Origin of the sequence: Thiobaca trueperi, assembly GCF_004342175.1 — a bacterium.
Lineage (GTDB): Bacteria > Pseudomonadota > Gammaproteobacteria > Chromatiales > Chromatiaceae > Thiobaca > Thiobaca trueperi.
The window spans coordinates 610,946-630,323 of the sequence record NZ_SMAO01000001.1; the positions used below are offsets into that span (position 1 = coordinate 610,946).

The 19,378-nt window shown below is 64.4% G+C and carries 15 protein-coding genes and 1 tRNA gene; 8 read left to right on the plus strand and 8 right to left on the minus strand.

All coding sequences use genetic code 11. From position 1 onward, the window contains the following. The first annotated feature begins 37 nt into the window (after window positions 1–37). Complete coding sequence (locus EDC35_RS02755) at window positions 38–1,321, plus strand: hypothetical protein (protein WP_132975460.1); 1,284 nt, start codon at window positions 38–40, stop codon at window positions 1,319–1,321. Further along, window positions 1,318–3,582 carry a caspase family protein gene (locus EDC35_RS02760; RefSeq protein ID WP_132975462.1) on the plus strand — a complete coding sequence of 755 codons (2,265 nt, stop codon included), beginning with the start codon at window positions 1,318–1,320 and terminating at the stop codon, window positions 3,580–3,582. Before EDC35_RS02755 ends, EDC35_RS02760 begins: the two co-directional genes overlap by 4 nt. A 150-nt stretch (window positions 3,583–3,732) precedes the next feature. Here the strand turns inward: EDC35_RS02760 and EDC35_RS02765 are convergent, their stop codons facing one another. Then, on the minus strand, window positions 3,733–4,545 hold the full coding sequence (locus EDC35_RS02765) for a UDP-2,3-diacylglucosamine diphosphatase (RefSeq protein ID WP_132975465.1): 813 nt from the start codon (window positions 4,543–4,545) through the stop codon (window positions 3,733–3,735). A gap of 204 nt (window positions 4,546–4,749) precedes the next feature. Between EDC35_RS02765 and EDC35_RS02770 the strand changes: the two genes are divergently transcribed. Both EDC35_RS02770 and EDC35_RS02775 read left to right on the plus strand, forming a co-directional pair. After that, window positions 4,750–5,739: a serine/threonine protein kinase gene (locus tag EDC35_RS02770; RefSeq protein ID WP_132975467.1), complete on the plus strand. Its 990-nt coding sequence runs from the start codon at window positions 4,750–4,752 to the stop codon at window positions 5,737–5,739. A gap of 2 nt (window positions 5,740–5,741) precedes the next feature. Beyond that, entirely contained in the window at window positions 5,742–6,623 is an 882-nt protein-coding gene (locus tag EDC35_RS02775; protein WP_132975469.1) for a DUF6279 family lipoprotein, read from the plus strand. A 78-nt stretch (window positions 6,624–6,701) separates the two neighbouring features. Here EDC35_RS02775 and EDC35_RS02780 read toward each other — a convergent pair whose 3' ends face one another. Next, the gene (locus EDC35_RS02780) at window positions 6,702–7,139 is read right to left on the minus strand and encodes a BLUF domain-containing protein (RefSeq protein ID WP_132975471.1); all 438 of its coding nucleotides are present in this window, start codon (window positions 7,137–7,139) and stop codon (window positions 6,702–6,704) included. Between the two features lie 324 nt (window positions 7,140–7,463). Here EDC35_RS02780 and EDC35_RS02785 point away from each other — a divergent pair, with 324 nt between their 5' ends. Beyond that, the gene (locus EDC35_RS02785; RefSeq protein WP_243651383.1) at window positions 7,464–9,722 is read left to right on the plus strand and encodes a patatin-like phospholipase family protein; all 2,259 of its coding nucleotides are present in this window, start codon (window positions 7,464–7,466) and stop codon (window positions 9,720–9,722) included. A 312-nt stretch (window positions 9,723–10,034) separates the two neighbouring features. On the opposite strand, the gene EDC35_RS02790 is transcribed toward EDC35_RS02785, so the two are convergent. Together EDC35_RS02790 and EDC35_RS02795 are read right to left on the minus strand one after the other, a co-directional pair. After that, the gene (locus EDC35_RS02790) at window positions 10,035–11,591 is read right to left on the minus strand and encodes a GTPase family protein (RefSeq protein WP_132975473.1); all 1,557 of its coding nucleotides are present in this window, start codon (window positions 11,589–11,591) and stop codon (window positions 10,035–10,037) included. Between the two features lie 54 nt (window positions 11,592–11,645). Further along, the gene (locus EDC35_RS02795) at window positions 11,646–12,893 is read right to left on the minus strand and encodes a YcjF family protein (RefSeq protein ID WP_132975475.1); all 1,248 of its coding nucleotides are present in this window, start codon (window positions 12,891–12,893) and stop codon (window positions 11,646–11,648) included. Window positions 12,894–13,017: 124 nt separating this feature from the next. On the opposite strand from EDC35_RS02795, the gene EDC35_RS02800 reads away from it, so the two are divergent. The 3 genes from EDC35_RS02800 to EDC35_RS02810 all read left to right on the plus strand — a co-directional run bounded on the left by EDC35_RS02800 (window position 13,018) and on the right by EDC35_RS02810 (window position 15,368). After that, complete coding sequence (locus EDC35_RS02800; protein ID WP_132975477.1) at window positions 13,018–14,052, plus strand: serine hydrolase; 1,035 nt, start codon at window positions 13,018–13,020, stop codon at window positions 14,050–14,052. A 7-nt stretch (window positions 14,053–14,059) separates the two neighbouring features. Beyond that, window positions 14,060–14,674 carry a PAQR family membrane homeostasis protein TrhA gene (gene trhA / locus EDC35_RS02805; protein ID WP_132975479.1) on the plus strand — a complete coding sequence of 205 codons (615 nt, stop codon included), beginning with the start codon at window positions 14,060–14,062 and terminating at the stop codon, window positions 14,672–14,674. A gap of 97 nt (window positions 14,675–14,771) precedes the next feature. Continuing rightward, the gene (locus EDC35_RS02810; RefSeq protein ID WP_132975481.1) at window positions 14,772–15,368 is read left to right on the plus strand and encodes a Uma2 family endonuclease; all 597 of its coding nucleotides are present in this window, start codon (window positions 14,772–14,774) and stop codon (window positions 15,366–15,368) included. A 10-nt stretch (window positions 15,369–15,378) separates the two neighbouring features. On the opposite strand, the gene EDC35_RS02815 is transcribed toward EDC35_RS02810, so the two are convergent. The 4 genes from EDC35_RS02815 to uvrC form a co-directional block, all read right to left on the minus strand. Further along, entirely contained in the window at window positions 15,379–16,518 is a 1,140-nt protein-coding gene (locus EDC35_RS02815) for an alpha-hydroxy acid oxidase (RefSeq protein WP_132975483.1), read from the minus strand. A 93-nt stretch (window positions 16,519–16,611) separates the two neighbouring features. Then, window positions 16,612–16,686 (minus strand) — tRNA-Gly (locus EDC35_RS02820). 46 nt (window positions 16,687–16,732) lie between these two features. Then, window positions 16,733–17,320: a CDP-diacylglycerol--glycerol-3-phosphate 3-phosphatidyltransferase gene (gene pgsA / locus EDC35_RS02825; RefSeq protein WP_132975485.1), complete on the minus strand. Its 588-nt coding sequence runs from the start codon at window positions 17,318–17,320 to the stop codon at window positions 16,733–16,735. A gap of 3 nt (window positions 17,321–17,323) precedes the next feature. Continuing rightward, window positions 17,324–19,147, minus strand: coding sequence for an excinuclease ABC subunit UvrC (uvrC, locus tag EDC35_RS02830; protein ID WP_132975487.1), 1,824 nt, complete (start codon window positions 19,145–19,147; stop codon window positions 17,324–17,326). Between the last annotated feature and the right edge of the window lie 231 nt (window positions 19,148–19,378).

Sequence of the window (19,378 nt, forward strand, 5' to 3'; positions counted from 1 at the left end):
GCCGCGAGACTCCCTGATCGACCCAGGAGATCCAACGATGCCCATCCTCTACGTCCACGGTGTCAACACCCGCAGTCGCGACCACTTCCTGGCGATGGAAGGATTCCTGCGCCGCTATGTGGCGCCGGCCATCGCGTCGGACCCCGAGAAGGTCCTGATCGACGACGCCTTCTGGGGCGATTGCGGGGTGCAGTTCGCCTGGGATGGCGCCTCGCGACCGCGCTCGCGGCTGCTCGGCCAGGGGGCGGGGGACGCGCGGGTCTCCGACCTCCAGGGTGCGCTGACGGCGGCGGCCTTCGGCGAGACGCTCGGGCGTCTGCCGGAGCCGGCCGCGCCGTCCGGCGCCAGCGGCGGTCTGTTGGCGGGCGGCGGCAGCGGCCAGCCGGGCACGCCGACCCTGCGGCTGCACCGGCTGACGCCCGCCGAGCTGTCCGACCTGCTCGCCTCCATCATCAGCGAGACCACTGCGCCGGGCGCGGAACAGACGCGTCTGATCCTGGCCGCGGACGCGGTGGCGGAGGAGGCGGCGACCGCGACGGCCCTGGCCGGCGCCGCGACGCCCGCCGATGAGCTGGAGTGTCTGCTGGAGCGGGTGCGCGACCGGGCCGGCGCGCCGGCACCGGGCGCGCTGGTCGGCATGGGCGCGGACGGGGTCTGGAGCCGCATCGGCGACCGGCTGCGCGAGACGACCGACCGCGCGCTGGGTCTGCCGGCCTACGCGGTCTCGGTGGCGGCGTCCGAGCTGCGCCGGCCGCTGAACGACCTGGTCAGCCAGTTCGCGGGCGATGTCTTCGTCTATCTGCGCGAGCGCGGCCAGGCCGGCTCGCCCGGCCCCATCCCGACCCGGCTGCTGGACAAGCTGATCGTCGCCGCGGACAACAAGAAGGCACGGGGCGGCGAGCCGCTGGTGGTGCTCACCCACAGCATGGGCGGGCAACTGGTCTATGACGCGGTGACCCACTTCCTGCCCCGGACCCCCGAGTTCAGCGGCATCCGCGTCGATTTCTGGTGCGCCACCGCGAGTCAGGTCGGTTTCTTCGAGGAGGCCAAGCTCTTCCTGGCCAGCGACAAGGCCATCCGCGCCCCGGCCAGGGTGCCTTTCCCGGCCGCCCATCTGGGGGTGTGGTGGAACGTTTGGGACCACAACGACGTGATCAGCTTCACCGCCCAGGGCATCATCGATGGTGTGCGTGACGAGCCCTACGACACCGGTCTGTCACTGGCCAGCGCCCACGGCGGTTATCTGTCCCGGCCGAGCTTCTTCCGCCGGCTGGCACAACGGCTCGCGGACGCCAAGGCCGCGGGGTGGGTGACGCCATGAGCCTGGCGCCCGTCGCCGACACGCCCGGGCTCTGGACCGCTCCCGACTGGTCGCCGGGGCGGGCCGGCACCTTCGCCGTCGTCATCGGGGTGAGCCGCTATCCGCACCTGGACGGCGGTGGCCAGGAGGCCGACGATCTCGGCGAGCCCTGGATTCGCGAGGCGCGGCGGCTCGGTCAGCTCACGGTCTCCGCGACCACGGCCTGGCGCTTCTTCCGCTGGCTGCGCGACGACTACCGCTACCCGGACGCGCCCATCGCCCAATGCTGGCTGCTGCTGGCGCCGACGCCGCTCGAGCTGGCGCGCGACCACACGCTCATGGAGCACGCGGCGCAGCCCACCCTGGCGGCCTGCGAGCGGGCACTGAGATCCTGGTCGGCGACCCTGCGGCGGCTGCCGGCCGTCGCCCAGCACGCCTCGCGCGCACTCTTCTTCTTCAGTGGGCACGGACTGCAGGTGCACCACGAGAAACAACTGCTGCTGCCGGCTGATTACCTGGGCGGCGAGTTGCCGCACTGGGACGATGCGCTCAGCACCAGCAACCTGGTGGCCGGTCTGGATGCGGTGGAGATCCCGGACCGGCTGTTCCTGATCGACGCCTGCCGCAACGATTTCCAGGCGATCCGCGCCAAGCAGCCGCGGGGCCGGAGCATCCTGACCGAGGACGAGACCGCGGCGAGCTATGCCGACACCCGTCTGAGCGCCGTGCTCTACGCCACGGCCGCCGCGCAGCAGGCGTGGAGCCCGGTCGACCCGAGCGAGGGCCCGTCGCTGTTCGGCCAGGCGGTGCTGGAAGGGCTGGCCGGGCGTCCGGACATCGAGCTGACCGCGACCGGCGGCGGTTATGGCGTGCAGCTCGGCAAGCTGCACGGGTTCGCGATGGAGCGTGTGGTGCAGATCCTTCAGCAGCACGGGGCGAGCGTCAGACAGCCGGTCACGCTCGGCGGTCCGGTCGCGCACGGTCAGGTGACGCTGACCGAGATCCCGGGGTCGGCCCTGGCGGCGGTGCGGCCCGACTTGGTGCGGGGGGCAATCGACATCGCCAAGGGCATGCCAACGAAGGGGCCGGGCTTCACCGTGGCTCGCGCCGCCACGGTGCGCGGACTTGAGCTTGAGAATTTGCTGGCGGAGAGGCTGACGGTCAGCCGGCCGCTCCCGACCGGCATCGGCGTGACGACATCCGCGGCCGGGCTCGGTGAGCCTGTCGAGACCCTGGACTCGTCGGTCTTCGGCAGTGAGACCATCACCCGGGTCTGGACAGGCCAGTCCCGGTTGTTGTGCCTGTCAGAGCGCACGCCGCCCAATGAGACACAGATCCAATTGGAACGGGTGGAGCGCGACGACGCGGCCCGGAGCTTCCGGGTCAGCGTGAACGGCGCTGCGGAGCCGCGCGGCTACTGGCTGCAAGTCGGCGAGACGGCGGAGATCGCGCACGGCCTGGTGCTACCCTCGCTCGGCGAGGCGGTGCGCTACCGGATCGAGGCCGAGATGGTCGTCGCCCAGGGACAGGCGAGCTTCGGGCGTCTGGAGGCCAGTCTGTCGCGCAGCAACACGGGCCCGCTCGGCGAGGTGGCGCGGCTCTGGGAGCGCTACCGCACAGCTGACGTCGAGAGCGCCATCAGCGGCCTGAATCTCGGCGCGCTGTGGGACCGGGCGCTGACGAAGCGCCAGTCCCCGCTGGCCGCGACTGTCGCGGCGCTGGTGTTGCTGCGGGCCAACCGGCTGGACCTCATCGGCGACTGGCTGGCCAATCTGGCTGACTGGTTCCCCCTGCTGCCGGACGGCGCGGTGCTGCGGGCGGAGCAACTGATGCGCCAGCAGACCGACCGGGCGCGGGCGATCGCCGAGGCCGCCGAGTCACTGTGCCGACTGAACGAGCGCGGCCTGCCCTTCACCAGCGAGGCGATGAGCTACGCGGCCTCGCTGGCCGAGCGTCTGGGCCGGGCCCAGCGCCTGCTGCCGGACGAGCTCCGTGGCCGCTTCGACCGGGTGCGGTCGCACATCGGGGAGGCATTGGTCTACTTCCGTCCGGGCGGACTCTTCACGGCCTACGCCGGCTTCGATGCAGACGCGGCGGCGCGGCTGATGCCGCCATTGCCGACGGGGGCCGCGCATTCGAGTGCCAACGGATCGGGACCAGGCGCAACGGAGGGGTGGGCACCAAGCCAGGAAGAGCACGGCGTGAATCAGAAGCCGGACGTGGAGATCACCGACGATGCAATCGGAATCGACGCGTTCCACCTGTCGCGTCAGAGGGATTGACGTGGCGCGCACCATGCGCTGGACGGCGCTCGCCGTCGTCGCCCTGATCGGAGCCGGGATCTAAGCCGCATCCTTTCGGCGCAATACGCTGCGCTATTGCGCCCTACGAACGACGAACACGCAAGGACGGCGCACACGACGGTAATCGCTTCAGCCCGCACTGGCCCGGGCAAATGCCGGAGCCGGCATGGGAGTCTGTTCAGGAACGGCATCGACCCAGCGCAGCAGCTCCAGCCGGCCATCGTGATGCTCCACCAGGGCGGTGCAGCTTTCCACCCAGTCTCCGCAGTTGCAGTAGATCACCTCGTCGATCTCGCGCATCTCGGCGTGATGGATGTGACCGCAGATCATGCCGTTCAGGCCGGCGCAGCGCGCTTCGACCGCCAGCGTCTGCTCGAAACAGCCAATGTAATTCACGGCGTGCTTGACTTTCTGTTTGAGATAACCGGCCAGCGACCAGTAGCGAAGCCCCAGGCGTCGGCGCACCCGACTCAGCAGACCGTTCAGGGCCAGTAGCTGGTCATAGGCGTGGGCGCCCAGACGGGCCAGCCAGCGTCCATGCTGAATCACCCCATCGAACCGATCCCCATGCAGCACCAGGAAACGCTGGCCGTTCGCCGTCTCGTGGATCACCTCGTCACGGATGAGCACATTGCCAAAATCGGCCCCCAGATGCGCGCGTAACAGCTCGTCGTGGTTCCCCGGAAGATAGATCACCTGGGTGCCGGAGCGGGCCTTCTCCAGTACCTCCCGCACCACGGCATTGTGGGCTTCGGGCCAGTAGACGCCGCTTTGCATCTGCCAGATATCGACGATATCCCCGACCAGATAGAGATGTTTGCACTGAGTGGATTGCAGAAACTCCAGCAGATATTCGGCCTGACAGCCGCGACTGCCCAGATGCACATCGGAGATGAAGAGACTACGATATTTCAGTGGCTTCATACGCTTGATCTCAGACATCGCTTGGCCGGCCTGGATGGAAGAGTTTGCGTATGCTCGGCAGATTGCGTTGCAGGGCGATGGGGAGAGGATGAAGATGCCGTGAATTTTTTTCGTCCGTTCGATGACGGCAGCACGGGGTTTGCGGCGTTGCCCGAACGATTCGGGTGATCGCCGGTCTGAACCGCTTCGATCAAGGTCTAGGAAAATCGATAGAATCGCGGCATGACGACACTCAATCCAACTCCTTATGCCGACCTCACCCCGGATCGCGTGCTCGATGCGGTGGAGAGTCTCGGACTCCTGACCGATGGGCGTCTGCTGGCGCTCAACAGCTATGAAAACCGGGTCTATCAGGTCGGGCTCGACGAGGACGCGCCGGTCATCGCCAAATTCTACCGTCCGGGACGCTGGAGCAGCGCGGCCATCCTGGAAGAGCAGGATTTCACCCAACAGCTTGCCGAGCGCGAGATCCCGGCGGTCGCACCCTCGGTCATCAATGGGCGCACCCTGCACGAATTCGAGGGTTATCGTTTCTCGCTGACGCCACGTCGCGGCGGACGGACACCGGAGCTGGATGACGCCAAGGTGCTGGAATGGATCGGACGTTTCATCGGGCGCATCCACGCCATCGGCGCCATCACACCCTTTGCCCATCGCCCGACGCTCGATCCCGACAGCTTTGGCGTCGAGCCGCGCGATTTTCTGCTCGCGCACGACTGGATCCCGACCGACCTCCTGCCCGCCTATACCAGCGTGGTCGAGCAGGCGCTGATCGGGGTGCGCGCCTGCTATGCGCGCGCCGGTTCGCCTGCATACATCCGGCTGCATGGCGACTGTCATCCGGGCAATCTGCTCTGGACCGACGCCGGGCCGCATTTCGTCGATTTCGACGACGCCCGCATGGGACCGGCGGTCCAGGATCTCTGGATGCTGCTCTCGGGCGAGCGCGCCGAGATGAGTCGTCAGCTTGCCGATGTGCTGGCGGGTTACGAAGACTTCCATGAGTTCGATCATCGCGAACTGCATCTGATCGAGGCGCTGCGCACCCTGCGCATCATCCATCATGCCGCCTGGCTCGCCCGTCGCTGGGAGGATCCGGCCTTTCCCGCCGCCTTCACCTGGTTCAACACCCAGCATTACTGGCAGAACCACATCCTGCAACTGCGCGAACAGATCGCGGCGATGGAAGAAGGACCGCTCTGGTCGGCCTGACGATGAACCGGCTCACCAACCTCCTGCGCTGGCACCTGATGCTGCTGGCGACGCTGCTGATCCTCGTCGGATGCAGCCGCGTCACCATCGCCTACAACACCGCCGATTTCTTCATCGGCCAATACGCGCGGGATTATCTGAAACTGACCGACGAACAGCTCGCGCGCTGGGAACCGCGTCTCAAGGCCGAACTGGCGCGGCATCGCGCCGAGGAGCTTCCCTATCTCGCGGCCTTTTTCGACCAGACGCTCAAGGCCAGCCGGGCCGGCTTCGACGATGACAACATGACCTGTCTGACCGGCGCATTCCGCGATCTCTACCGGCGTCAGGCGCGGTTCGCAGTCACCCTGTCAGCGCCACTGCTCGCCGGGATGACGCCACGTCAGATCGACACCCTGGAGCGCCGATTCCGTGACGAGGCAGCGGAAGATCGCGCCGATCTGGCGGCACGCGATTGGAACGCCGAGCTGCGCAAGCGCGCCCGGCGCTATGTGAAGGCCATTGAGGACTGGACCGGCCCGCTGAACGCGAGTCAGCGTTCGCTCGTCGCCGAGATCACGGGACGCATGCCAGACTCAGAGGCCGCGGTGGTCGCCTATCGCACCCGCCAGCGCGAGGCGCTGATTGCACAACTGAGACGCTCCGCCAGCGAGGCCGAGATCCGATCCTTCATGACCGCCTGGCTGGTCGATTTCAGCGATCTGCCGCCCGAACTCGACCGTGCCGGCGTCGCCATCGGCGCGCAGATCAGCGAACTCTTCATCCGTCTCGGCGCCAGCTTCGACGAGCGCCAGCGCCAGCGATTCGACAAACGCCTGCGTCAATTGCGGGACGATCTGATGCAGCTTCAGAAACAGCCGCGAATGGCGCCCCTGTCATGCTGAACCGCACCCATGCGCCATGCGCTGTTTTGGGATTGAATCAAGCCTGGCCGCATCGACGACCGTGAGAGCCGGTGCGGCTCAAGACGACCAGCCCTGCTGACGCAACCCGAAGCTCTTCAGCACATTGAGCGCGAGCCCCGGATGGGCGCCAATGCTGGCCGGATCGAAGCCATGCGTGAAAAACGGTGCAAAACTCGGATGCGCGCGGATTTCTTCTCCCGCGACACAGGCAAAGCCCATCGACCACTGATCGAAGCTCCGTTGCGCGATCTCTTCCCGGGCCAGTTCGATCAGACCGAAATGACGCGGATCCGCCTGAATTCGTGCATAGGTTTCATCGACGGCCTCGGCTTCGCCTTCGAGCACCTGTAAGAAACAGCCGTCCGTATAGAGCAGCATCCCGGTGATATCCTGTGACTGGTTGTGTCGAACCGACGAGTCGAGGATTTTTTCCAGTTCCGGCGTGGCATATTCCTGCCGGGCTGTGCTCACATAAATCAGATGAATGAGGGACATGATTTCCAACCTTGCTGAGAAACATCACTGGCAACCGAAAAATGGACGATGATGCGGGAGGCTGTCAAAGAACGGCCTGGAATCCTCAAGTCCGCCTTCAGAAAGGCATCCAGATAGCCTTTGTCGCCTTCGACACCAATCCGCAGAACGGCCAAATCATCGACGGACGGCTGATCGTCCGCAATCCCCTCGCCGCGCGATCATCTGACGCGCCAGCACCGCCCGTACCATATCGCATGGCGTTGAGGATTTTTCTATTCGCTGTCACATCCTGCCGGTAGACTTTCCGGCTGCCTCCATTCGCCGCATCCGGACGAGACATCCATGAGACCGCGCCTGCCCGCCCGCTTTGTCCTGCTTGCCACTGCGCTTGCCATGCTCGTTTTGACCACGCCGATGCTGCTTGCCGCCGAGCGCACCCATTCGCCTCATCATCCACGCATCGGTCTGGTGTTGAGCGGCGGTGGTGCGCGCGGATCGGCTCATATTGGCGTGCTCCAGGTGCTGGAGAAGCTGCGGATCCCCATCCATGTGGTGGTGGGCACCAGCATGGGCTCGCTGGTCGGCGGCGGTTATGCGGCTGGATTGACGCCGGATGAGCTGGCGCAGCGCGTGACCGAGGTGAACTGGGATCAACTCTTCAACGACGATCCGCCACGTCGTGAATGGCCGGCCCGGCGCAAGGAGGCGTCGATGAATCCGACCTGGAATTTCACTCTCGGGGTGCGTGACAACGGCTCTTTCAGCCTGCCGCCAGGCGCGATTTCCGGTCAGCAGGTCCAGTTGTTTTTCAACGATCTGGTGAAGGGCGTCGAGACGGTCCCGGATTTCGATTCGCTGCCGATTCCATTCCGCGCCGTGGCGACCAATCTGGAAAACGGCGAGATGGCCGTCTTCGAGCGAGGACCGCTGCCGGTCGCCATGCGCGCCAGCATGTCGGTGCCCGGCATCTTTGCGCCCATGGAATGGGAGAATCATATCTATGTGGATGGCGGTCTGGTGCGCAATCTGCCCATCGACGTGGCGCGGGACATGGGCGTGGATGTCATCATCGCGGTCAATCTCGGCTCCGGCTATCTGCCGCGCGAACAGCTCACCAGCATCCTGGGCGTCACCGGACAGATGATCGCGATCCTCACCGAGCAGAATGTCCAGGCCTCGCTCAAGCAGATCGATCGGCGGCGCGATGTGCTGATCGTGCCGGATCTGGGCGACATCGGTTCCGGTGATTTTGCCCGCGCAGCGGACGCCATCGCGACCGGCGTCGCCGCCGCCCAAAAGGCCGCGCCCGCGCTCGCTCGCTACAGCGTCAGCGAGGCCGAGTACGCGGCCTGGAAACGCGAGCGCTTTGGTCCGGGCCATCCAGTGCAGCGAGTCGCAGCCGTGGAGGTCGCGGGCCTCAAACGCGTGAACGATGGGATCTTCACCAACCTGATCGAGAATCAGAAGGGGCAGCCGCTGGATCGCGCGCAACTGAATCGGGACGCGCAACTGATCTATGGTCGCGGCGATTTCGAGCGGGTCAATTATCACTTCAGACCCAAGGACGACAGCGGCGATCTGCTCATCGTCGATGCCATGGAAAAACGCTGGGGGCCGGGCTATCTGAGCTTCGGCCTGGGGCTTCTGAGCGACAACCAGGGCGACAGCCGTTTCGGGCTGCATGCCACCTATGACCGCACCTGGATCAACTCGCTCGGGGCCGAATGGGGCAGCGAGCTGACGCTCGGCAACTCCCCGCGCTTCAAGACCGAATTCTATCAGCCGCTGGATCTGGATCGGGCGGCCTTTGTCACCTCCTATCTGGATCTGGGGGTGAGCCCGGACAGCGTCTTTATCGAGGATCAGCGCGTCGCCCGCTATGACGTGACGCGCGCACGGATCGGCGCGGATCTGGGCACCACGCTTGGTGGCATCGAGATGCGGATCGGACCCTATCTGGGGCAAACGAAGGTCACGCTGGACACCGGTTCACGCGAGCTGCCGGAAGGCCGGATCATGGATAGCGGACTGCGCGCCCGACTCGTCTACGACACACTCGACAGCGCCGGCGCGCCGCGCGAGGGCGTGCGGATCGCGCTGGAGGCGCTGAGTCCGCTCGAAGCCATGGGGGCGGATGTGCAATACACGCGCGCCCTGTTGAACGCGACCACTGCCCATAGTTTTGGCCGCAACACCGTCGCCGCCCGCATCGAGGCCGGGAGCAGCTTCGGCGACCGCATGCCCTATTACGACCAGTTCCCGCTCGGCGGTTTCCTCAAGCTCTCCGGCTATGCCAACGAGCAGTTTCGCGGCAACAACGTCGTCTTCGGCGGGCTGGCCTACTATCGCCAGATCGCCACCCTGCCCCCGCCCATCGGACGCGGGCTCTATCTGGGTGCCTCGCTGGAGGCCGGCTGGCTGTCGGAGGGCGCCATCGACAAGGAGACCGCCGGTCAGGATGTCACCCTGAGTTCGGAAGCCACCCGTTTCGGCGGCAGCATCTTCTTCGGCTCCGACACCTGGATCGGCCCCGCGTACCTGGGGCTTGGGCTGTCGGAGGACGGCGACAGCGCCGTTTATGTGCTGATCGGGCGTCCTTAGGTGGTTTCCGGGAAAGTTTCTACCAGCGTCAAGGCTCCAAATGGACAGGATGAACAGGATTTCGCAGGATTTACAGGAGACAAGCCATTGTTTTCTTCATCCTGTCAATCTTGAAAAATCCTGTGAATCCTGTCCATTCACGACCTCTCAATGGGTAGATTGTTTTCAGGAAATCGCCTTAGTAACGTGATCGTTGTCGATTACGACAACGACCGTGGCAGAGGTGTTTTCTTTCGTCGAGTTGTTTCACTTATTTTTGAACCGACCCTTAAAGAGGCCGGTCGTGCCGTTGCTGACATGGCGTGATCACAGTCAGCCTTTGAAGGTCGATTTGCGCCCGGTCCCGCCCGGCAGCGCGAGCAGAAAGCGTCCGGCATTCGCCAGTTGCCGGCGCAGCAGCATCCAGTTCTCTTCGCGGCGACGGGCATCCTGACAGCGCAGCAGACGGACGCGCTGGGCGCGGTCCATCTGGTCCAAGAGGGCGGCCCACAGCGTATCCTCGACGTTGTAGACCCGCCCTTCGCCGAGACAGACCGGAATCACGTTGCCAACCGGCACCTCCAGATCGGTCGCCAGGGCGGTGACAGCGGCCTGGATGCTCATCGCCTTGAGACTGCGCGAGTCGGTCAGATCATAGGGCGGCTGCCACTCGCGCAGCGGACGCAGATGATCGATGTGGGTGACGACGACCAGCAGCGGCGGCGCGCGACGGTCGATCCGCGCGGTCTGCGCCAGACGCAGCGCATCCAGGGTCTGCCGCTCGGCCTGCCGGTCGGGACGATGCGCGGCGCTGACCCAGAGAATGAGGTCGGCGATGGCGGCCGCTTCGTGCAGGCTCTTGTCGGCGAGCCTCTCCACCCCCGGCGTATCGAAGATGAGCGCGATCTCCAGACCCTCGCGCTCCAGTCGGTAAGGGGTGAGCGCCCGCGTGGTGTCCGGCGTGAGATCGGTCGCGGCCCGGAGCTGGCCGAAGAGTGCATTGATGAGGCTCGACTTGCCGGCATTGGCGCGACCCAGCACCAGAATCCGCAGCGGTTCGCCGGTCTGGGTCTCGGTGGTCACGGCCTCGGCGGTGTCCAGATCCCGGGCTGAACGCGCGGTCGCCCGTCCTGCCGGATCCTCGTCCAGTGGCAGATGGCCGCTGTAGAGATCGATGGCGTAGCCGCCGATCTTGCGGACGTATTCCTGCAACAGCCAGCGATAGAGATCTTTGCGGGCCAGGGCGTAACCACGCCCGCGCAACGCGGCCCAAACCTCGTTGAGTACGGCGCTGGCCGGATTGACGACGAACTGTCCGGCGCGATAGAAGCCGAGCAGACGCTCGGCGAAGGGCTTCCAGCGATAGGCGCGTGCCAGCGTGCCGAGGGAGAGCTGATGACTGAAGGGGATGTGGTCGGTGAGACTGGCGCGCAGATCGCGGCTCGCCCGCTCGATGATCAGCAGGGTGTGCGGCAGGGTCAGCTCGAGCAGCGGCTGCTCCACTTCAGGATGGAAATAGCCGGCGACCCGTTCCAGGGTCTGTTGACCGAGCGCGCCGAGGCGTGTGTTCTCGTCGAGCGGCCAGTCGTCCGGCTCGATCTGTGCTGCCAGTTCCTCGACCAGCGCCCAGGCCGCCTCAGCGGTCGGCGGCCAGTCTGGATTGGGCGGGGTCTGCGCCGCGACGAGACGTTGCTGCTGACGCGCCCGCAGCCAGACTTGCAGACCATAGCCGGCGATGCTGAAGAGGATGAGTGATGCCATCCAGTAGAAAAACACGCCTTGCTGGTGCAGCCAGAGCAGACCCAGTGGCAGCAGGGCGGCGAATGGCACCAGCCAGAACAGGAGCCCGGCCAGCCACCAGCGGTCGAGATGATTAAAGGGCGTCTTCATTGGCAGCGTCTTGAAACCGTTCAAACCCTTCGCGTTCTTTGCGTTCTGCGCGGTTCATCTGATTTTTTCGGACTCATCTCGCTCCGGACGGACGTGGTCGCGAAGCATGCCTGAACCCTGGGTCAGTTGCTCGGCGAAGACCCGACGCAGGGCTTTGGCGTCGGTCGTCAGACCCAGATTGCGATGATTGAAATGGAAACCGGCCGCCTTGCCCAGTGCATAGGTGGCCGCGCCGCTGGCGGTCGCGCCCCACACCGCACCCACCGTCTGACCGATGCCGGGCACCAGCTTCACCAGCGCCCGTCCGGCCATCCGCACACCATAGGCGATGCCGATTCCGGCGCCCAGCAGACCCAGAAATTCGGCGATCTCGCGACGCTCCCAGGTCTGTCCATAGAGTGTCGCCAGGCTGTGCAGCAGCTTGGCCTGAATGGCCGGCACCCCGACCAGATCCACCAGCGGCAGGGCGCCAACCCCGGCGGCCGCCAGGGCATAGCCGACGATATGCGGATGCGCCGCCCGTGCATAGACATCCCGCACCCCGGCATCGCCCAGCAGCAGCACCCGCAGACGCCCGGTCGAGACGGCGTCGATGGCCCGCCACAGCGCCTCCAGGCCATAGTCCGCCGGGGTGAATCCGTCCTCCGGCAGGGTGAGATCGACCGGCACCCAGCATACCGGCGCACTGCCGGACAGGACGCCCGCGCGGTCACGCTGAACGCGCAGCGCGCGGGCGAGATCGACCGGGACCGAGGCCGGCCAGGGTTCCTGCTCGAAGGGATAGACGGCGGGATGACCGGCATCCTGGGGATAGGCTTCATGCAGCCCGGTCTGAGCAATGACCAGCGACCATTCGGGATGGCGCTGGCGCACCGCGCGCAGGACATCCAGGACGGTGTCCTGATTGATGTCAGTGGCCTTCATGGTCGCCAGCAGGAGATGAGACTGCGACTCGCCGACCCGCAGATCCTCGGTCGGATCATAGGCCACCTCGCCCAGTCCGCGCGTATCAAGAAAGCGCACCACCGGCGCCTGGGACGGAAAATCATAAAGACGCAGGGTCGCGGTGCAGGGTTGAAAACCGTTGCCGATCTCGGCCTCGGTGCTTCCGGTGAGCGCGCGAATGATCGAGGTCTTGCCGGACTGGGTCTTACCGATGAGCCAGACCACCGGCAATGGATGCCGCTCCCGCGCCGCGCGCAGGGCCGTCTCCAGCGTCGCGTCGTCCACCTGGGGTTCCAGCAGCGCCTGACGCAGTGAGCGCCAGCGATACGGCCAGTTTTTCCAACGGTGAGTCGTCATCGGGCAAACATCCGGGTGGAACATCCGCGCCATTGTATCCATTGGGCGTTTGCAGCGCGTTCCCATATTCGGTGTGCAATAATTACTGCCTCATCGAATCCAGACCACGCGAGAAAACGCCGACATGCCAAGGTTGCACGCACTGCCCTCCCTGCCCCGGACCTCCTTTCGATTGCTGCCCGACAAATGGGGCAGAAGTGTTCTGCTGACAGTGTTATTCAGCATCCTGATCCTGAGCGGGACGGCCTGTGCGTCGAATCACGAAAACCAGTCAGCCGCCGCACCCGTCGCCAATGCCCAGACCTGGTCGCAGACAGCCTCGGGTTCCGATCTGGATCACTGGATGCAGACGAACCAGCGGCCCCGACCCAATAGCTGGTCCCAGCTCAATCGCTCCCTGCTGCATCTGCAATCCGCCAGCGCACTGATCGTCGATGAGGACGGCAACCGTCTCTACAGCAAGAACACCCAGCAGATCAAACCCATCGCCTCGGTTACCAAGCTGATGACGGCGATGGTGGTGCTGGATGCCGGCGTGCCAATGAATACCCCCATCAAAATCATCGAGGACGACCGCGACCGGCTGCGCAACAGCCGCTCCCGACTGCGCATCAACGAGGCCACCCTGTCGCGCGGCGAGATGATCACGGTTGCGGTGATGTCGTCCGACAACCGCGCCGCCCATGCCCTGGGGCGGACGACCTTTCGCGGCGGCACGCCAGCCTTCATCAACGCCATGAACCGCAAGGCCAAATCGCTCGGGATGTACGATACTTATTTCGAGGATTCGAGCGGACTCAACGGCAACAATCGCTCCAGCGCCGAGGATCTCGTCAAGATGGTCAAGGCAGCCGCCACCTATCCTTTTCTCCGTGAGATCACCGCGCGCGGCCAGATCACCGTCTATCCCTTCGCCAATGGCACCGCACTCCAGTATCGCAACACCAATCCGCTGGTCAGGGATCCCGATTGGCAGATCGACGTCAGCAAGACCGGCTTCATCAACGAGGCCGGCCACTGCCTGGTGATGCAGACCCGCATCGGCGACCGGCGGGTCTATATGGTCTTTCTCGATTCAGCCGGGCGACAATCCCCGGTCGGCGATTCCAATCGGGTACGCAACTGGATCCTGACGGGACATCAGACTGCTGCGAGGTAACGTCAGGATGTACGCCGGTGAACGCTTCAACAGCATCTCGCACCTCGTCGGTGCGGTACTGGCCCTGATCGGCGCCACCGTGCTGGTGACGCTCGCCGGAGTCGAGGGCGGCGCCCTGCGCATCGTCAGCTTCAGCGTCTATGGTGCGACGCTGTTCCTGCTCTATCTCTTCTCGACCCTCTATCACAGCCTGCGCGGACGGGCGAAAGCGGTCTTCCAGATCCTCGACCATCACGCCATCTATCTGCTGATCGCCGGCACCTATACGCCTTTTACGCTGCTGGCGCTCAAGGGGGCGACCGGCTGGTGGATGTTCGGCGCGGTCTGGGGGCTGGCGCTGCTCGGCATCATCATCGACTCCTTCCCCCGCAAAGGCCCGCGCCTCCTCTCGCTCGCCATCTATCTCGGCATGGGCTGGCTGGTGGTGTTTGCGCTGGATCCCCTGATCGCCGCGCTACCACCTGCCGGGTTCTGGTGGCTGCTGGCGGGGGGACTCTTCTACACGGTTGGCGTCATCTTCTACGTCCTCGACGACCGCTATCCCTGGTGCCACGGCATCTGGCACCTGTTCGTCCTGGCCGGCAGCGTCAGTCACTACTTCACGATCCTGCTTTATCTTTAGAGACCGTTCGTTGTCGTTGTCGTTGTCGTTGTCGTAATCGAAGATTCGCAAGCCGACAACGACAACGATCAGAGACGTTTCATCTGAGGAATCAACCATGTCTCTACCCGCACAGATCCCTTGCCTCAGCCCCGATGACTATCTGACAGACGAACAGGCCAGCGACATCCGGCACGAATATGTCGGCGGTCAGGTGTTCGCGATGGCCGGGGCGGGAGAGAAACACAACCGCATTGCCGGGAATCTCTTTTTCCAGATCCGCTCCGCTACGCGCGGCACGCCCTGCGGGGTTTTCATGAGCGATATGAAGGTACGGATTCTCGCCCATGACGCCTTTTATTACCCGGATGTGGTGCTGACCTGCGACCGCCAGGACACCGCCTCGCTCTATAAAGAAGCGCCCTGCCTGATCGCCGAGGTGCTGTCGCCCTCGACCGAGGTGATCGACCGCCGCGAGAAACTGATCGCCTATCGCACCCTGGAGTCACTGCGCTATTACCTGCTGGTGAGCCAGGAGCAGCGACGGATCGAACTCTACAGCCGGGAGGCAGGCGGCGTCTGGCAGCACCGGATCATCGAGACAGAAAGCGATCTGGCGTTTGACTGCGGCGATCTGCGGATCGCCTTTACCGTGGCGGATGTATACGAAGACGTAGTGCTTGAAACCGCGCCACCGCTTCACTCCGGTCAATGACCATCCCCGCTCAACAGCGGATCAGAATGCCGCGATCCACCTGGCGGATGTCGGTGTGACCGCAGAAGGCCATGGTGAGATCGAGTTCTCGCGCGATGATGTCGAGACATTTGGTCACGCCAGCCTCCCCCAGGGCGCCGAGACCATAGAGAAAAGGGCGACCGATCAGCGTCCCTTTCGCGCCCAGAGCAACCGCCTTGAGCACATCCTGACCGCTGCGGATGCCGCCGTCCATCCAGACCTCGATCCGCTCCCCCACCGCCTCGACAATGGCCGGCAGCGCCTGGATGGAAGACGGCGCGCCATCAAGCTGACGTCCGCCGTGATTGGAGACGACCAGCGCATCGGCCCCGCTGTCGGCGGCGAGACGCGCGTCCTCCGCATCCATGACGCCCTTCAGGATCAATGTGCCGCCCCAGCGTTGTTTCAGCCATTCCACATCGGCCCAGCTTAACGCCGGATCGAACTGCTCGGCGGTCCAGCTCGCCAGCGAGGAGAGATCGCCCACCCCCTTCGCATGGCCAACGATATTGCCGAAGCCATGCCGTCTGGTGCGCAGCATGCCCAGACACCAGCGCGGCTTGGTGGCGAGATTGATGAGATTGGCCAGCGTGGGCCTGGGCGGCGCGGAGAGTCCGTTTTTGATGTCCTTGTGACGCTGACCGAGGATCTGCAAATCGAGCGTCAGCATCAGGGCCGAGCAATTCGCCGCCCGTGCGCGTTCAATCAGACGCTCGATGAAATCCCGGTCGCGCATCATGTAGACCTGGAACCAGAAGGGTGCACGGGTGTGCGCGGCCACGTCCTCGATCGAACAGATGCTCATCGTCGAGAGGGTAAAGGGAATACCGAAGGCTTCCGCCGCGCGCGCGGCGAGGATTTCGCCATCGGCATGCTGCATGCCGGTCAGCCCGGTGGGCGCGAGCGCCACCGGCATCGCCACCGCCTGCCCCGCCATGCTGGTGCGCAGGCTGCGGTTTTCCATATTCACCGCCACGCGCTGGCGCAGCCTGATCGACTGGAAGTCGGTTTCATTGGCGCGATAAGTGGATTCGGTCCAGGAACCGGAATCGGCATAGTCGTAGAACATGCGGGGAACGCGCTTTTCGGCAAGCCGGCGCAGATCTTCGATGCAGGTGATAGTGGTCATGGCCCTTCTCCGCGTCAGTCAGTCTGCGCCGAGGCGAATCCCGGCGAGCGCGCAAAAAAAAACGGCGTCCCGAGGGACGCCGTTTTTCATATTTGGAGCGGGAAACGAGGCTCGAACTCGCGACCCCAACCTTGGCAAGGTTGTGCTCTACCACTGAGCTATTCCCGCTTAGGAGCCCGCAATTTTAAGGGCTTTTCAGATCCTGTCAACCCCCTTATGCAGATTTTTCGCTTTTGTCTGCGATGGACTTCTTACCCGCGAGGCTGGGCCAGGCGGCAAGCAGATAAAACGCCATCGACCAGAGCGTCAGGATGGCGGCGATATAGAGCAGCGCCACACCGATGTCATATACCCAGGGACCAAACACTGATTCGCGCAGGATCAGCAGCGCGATTGAGACCATCTGCGCGATGGTCTTGATCTTGCCAAGTCCGGAGACGGCCACTGCCGCTCGGGCACCGATTTCAGCCATCCATTCACGCAGAGCCGAAACGGTGATCTCGCGCCCGATGATGACCATCACCGGCAACGCCATGAGGATGCGCGGATCCGCCTGAAGCAGGACCACCAGCGCCACGGCCACCATCAGTTTGTCGGCGACCGGATCGAGGAAGGCGCCGAGCGGCGAGGTCTGTTCCCAGCGCCGGGCCAGATAGCCGTCCAGCCAGTCGGTCAGGGCGGCGGCGCCGAAGACCAGCGCGGCGGCGTAAGACGACCAGGGTGCCTCCACATAAAAGAGCACGACGAAGACCGGAACCAGGATGATCCGCAGCAGCGTCAGAAGATTGGGCAGATTCCACATCAATCAGGATCCTGGGGCGTCTGGATGAAAGGCATCGTAAATCTCTTGGGCCAGTTGCCGATTGATGCCAGCCACACCGGCGATGTCCTCGACTCCGGCCCGCGCCAGACCGCGCAGTCCGCCGAACTGTTTGAGAAGCTGCTGACGGCGTTTGGGGCCGATACCGTCGATCTCTTCCAGGATCGAAGTGGTGCGGGCCTTGGCGCGACGCTGACGGTGAGCGGTGATGGCAAAACGATGGGCTTCGTCGCGGATCTGCTCGATCAGATGCATGGCCGGCGAATCGCTGGGCAGTATAACGGGGGCATCATGACCCAACAACCAGAGCTGTTCGGTCCCCGCCCGTCGATCCGGCCCTTTCGCGACCCCCACCAGGAGCGGGCCATCGACCTCCAGCTCCCGCAGCGCCTCGTCCACCGCACCAAGCTGACCGCGCCCGCCATCGATGAACAGAATGTCCGGGGAAGCATGCTCGCCCGCTTTGACACGGAGATAGCGGCGGGTCAGCGCCTGACGCATGGCGGCATAGTCGTCGCCGGGCGTGATGCCGTCGATATTGAAGCGTCGATAGTCGGATTTCCGCGGCCCTTCGCCATCGAAGACCACGCAGGAGGCCACAGTACGCTCGCCCTGGGTGTGGCTGATGTCGAAACATTCCATCCGTCCCGGCGGATCCTCCAGTCCCAGCGCCTCCCGCAGCGCGTCCAATCGACGGGCATAACCGGCCTGACTGCTGAGGCGCGATTTGAGCGCGACCCGCGCATTGCCGAGCGCCATCTCCAGCCAGCGTGCGCGCTCGGCGCGTACCCTGGTCTTGATCTGGATCCGGCGACCGGCGCGCTCGGACAGGGCCGTTTCCAGCAGCGCCGCATCCTCGGGCGCAACGCTGACGACCAGCTCGGGCGGGATGTCTCGTTCAGCATAGAACTGCGCCAGAAAGCCGCCCATGAGCGTGGACTCGTCGGTTTCGGCGGGCGCCTGGGGAAAGAACGCCTTGTTACCGAGATTGCGTCCACCACGGATGAAAAAGACCTGCACGCAATGGACGCCGGCCTCCTGGGCGCAGGCGACGAGATCCAGATCGCCCGACTCGCCGTTGACATCCTGACGCTGCCAGATCCGGTGCAGCATCGCGATCTGATCGCGCAGGACCGCCGCGCGCTCGAATTCCAGACGGCCCGCCGCCGCCTCCATGGCGGCGGCCAGTTCGTCCACGACCGCCTGCGCGTGACCGTCGAGAAACTTAACGGTGCGAGCGACATCCGCTGCATAGTCCGCCGCGCTGACCAGACCGACACAGGGTCCGCTGCAACGCTTGATCTGATATTGCAGACAGGGGCGCGAGCGGTTGCGAAAGAAGCTGTCTTCGCACTGCCGGACGGGAAACAGCTTCTGCATCAATTGCAGCGTTTCGCGCACCGCCCAGGAGCTGGGATAGGGTCCGAAAAAACGCCCCGGCCCCTTGCGCGAGCCCCGATGGAAAGCAAGCCGGGGAAACGCGTCCTGGGTGCTCAGGTAAAGATAGGGATAGCTCTTGTCATCGCGCAGCAGCACATTGAAACGCGGCAGCAGCGATTTGATGAGGTTGCTTTCCAGCAGCAGCGCCTCGCCCTCGGTGCGCGTGACCGTCACCTCAATCTCGGCGATCAGGCTCACCATGCGTTGCAGACGGTCATTCAGGGTGCGACCGAAATAACTGCTCACCCGTCGCTTGAGGTTTTTGGCCTTACCGACATAAAGCACACCGCCGCCGGCATCCAGCATGCGGTAAACGCCCGGACTGTCTGGCATGGTTTTGAGCAGGGGGCGATGATCGAAGGCGGGCATCGAATCCAGGGGCGGTTTAAAGCGGTTTTCAGTCGTGTCTTAAACCGGGCCAGATCCCACGGTCGTCGATGCTGCCAAGGTCGGTTGAACCCAAAAACATCGCCTACCGCACTGGGCGCGGTTCAGGCGGCGTTCTGCAGCAGATTCGCGAAATCTCTTCCAGATGTCGCCCGTGGAAGAAGCTTATTATCGAGTCTGTAAAGTTCAATCATCTCTTCCACGATTTGGCAA

Coding starts and splice junctions, on each gene's coding strand:
- EDC35_RS02755 (WP_132975460.1), top strand. CDS start 38: ATGCCCATCCTCTACGTCCACGGTGTCAACACCCGCAGTCGCGACCAC.
- EDC35_RS02760 (WP_132975462.1), top strand. CDS start 1,318: ATGAGCCTGGCGCCCGTCGCCGACACGCCCGGGCTCTGGACCGCTCCC.
- EDC35_RS02765 (WP_132975465.1), bottom strand. CDS start 4,545: ATGTCTGAGATCAAGCGTATGAAGCCACTGAAATATCGTAGTCTCTTC.
- EDC35_RS02770 (WP_132975467.1), top strand. CDS start 4,750: ATGACGACACTCAATCCAACTCCTTATGCCGACCTCACCCCGGATCGC.
- EDC35_RS02775 (WP_132975469.1), top strand. CDS start 5,742: ATGAACCGGCTCACCAACCTCCTGCGCTGGCACCTGATGCTGCTGGCG.
- EDC35_RS02780 (WP_132975471.1), bottom strand. CDS start 7,139: ATGTCCCTCATTCATCTGATTTATGTGAGCACAGCCCGGCAGGAATAT.
- EDC35_RS02785 (WP_243651383.1), top strand. CDS start 7,464: ATGAGACCGCGCCTGCCCGCCCGCTTTGTCCTGCTTGCCACTGCGCTT.
- EDC35_RS02790 (WP_132975473.1), bottom strand. CDS start 11,591: ATGAAGACGCCCTTTAATCATCTCGACCGCTGGTGGCTGGCCGGGCTC.
- EDC35_RS02795 (WP_132975475.1), bottom strand. CDS start 12,893: ATGACGACTCACCGTTGGAAAAACTGGCCGTATCGCTGGCGCTCACTG.
- EDC35_RS02800 (WP_132975477.1), top strand. CDS start 13,018: ATGCCAAGGTTGCACGCACTGCCCTCCCTGCCCCGGACCTCCTTTCGA.
- trhA (WP_132975479.1), top strand. CDS start 14,060: ATGTACGCCGGTGAACGCTTCAACAGCATCTCGCACCTCGTCGGTGCG.
- EDC35_RS02810 (WP_132975481.1), top strand. CDS start 14,772: ATGTCTCTACCCGCACAGATCCCTTGCCTCAGCCCCGATGACTATCTG.
- EDC35_RS02815 (WP_132975483.1), bottom strand. CDS start 16,518: ATGACCACTATCACCTGCATCGAAGATCTGCGCCGGCTTGCCGAAAAG.
- pgsA (WP_132975485.1), bottom strand. CDS start 17,320: ATGTGGAATCTGCCCAATCTTCTGACGCTGCTGCGGATCATCCTGGTT.
- uvrC (WP_132975487.1), bottom strand. CDS start 19,147: ATGCCCGCCTTCGATCATCGCCCCCTGCTCAAAACCATGCCAGACAGT.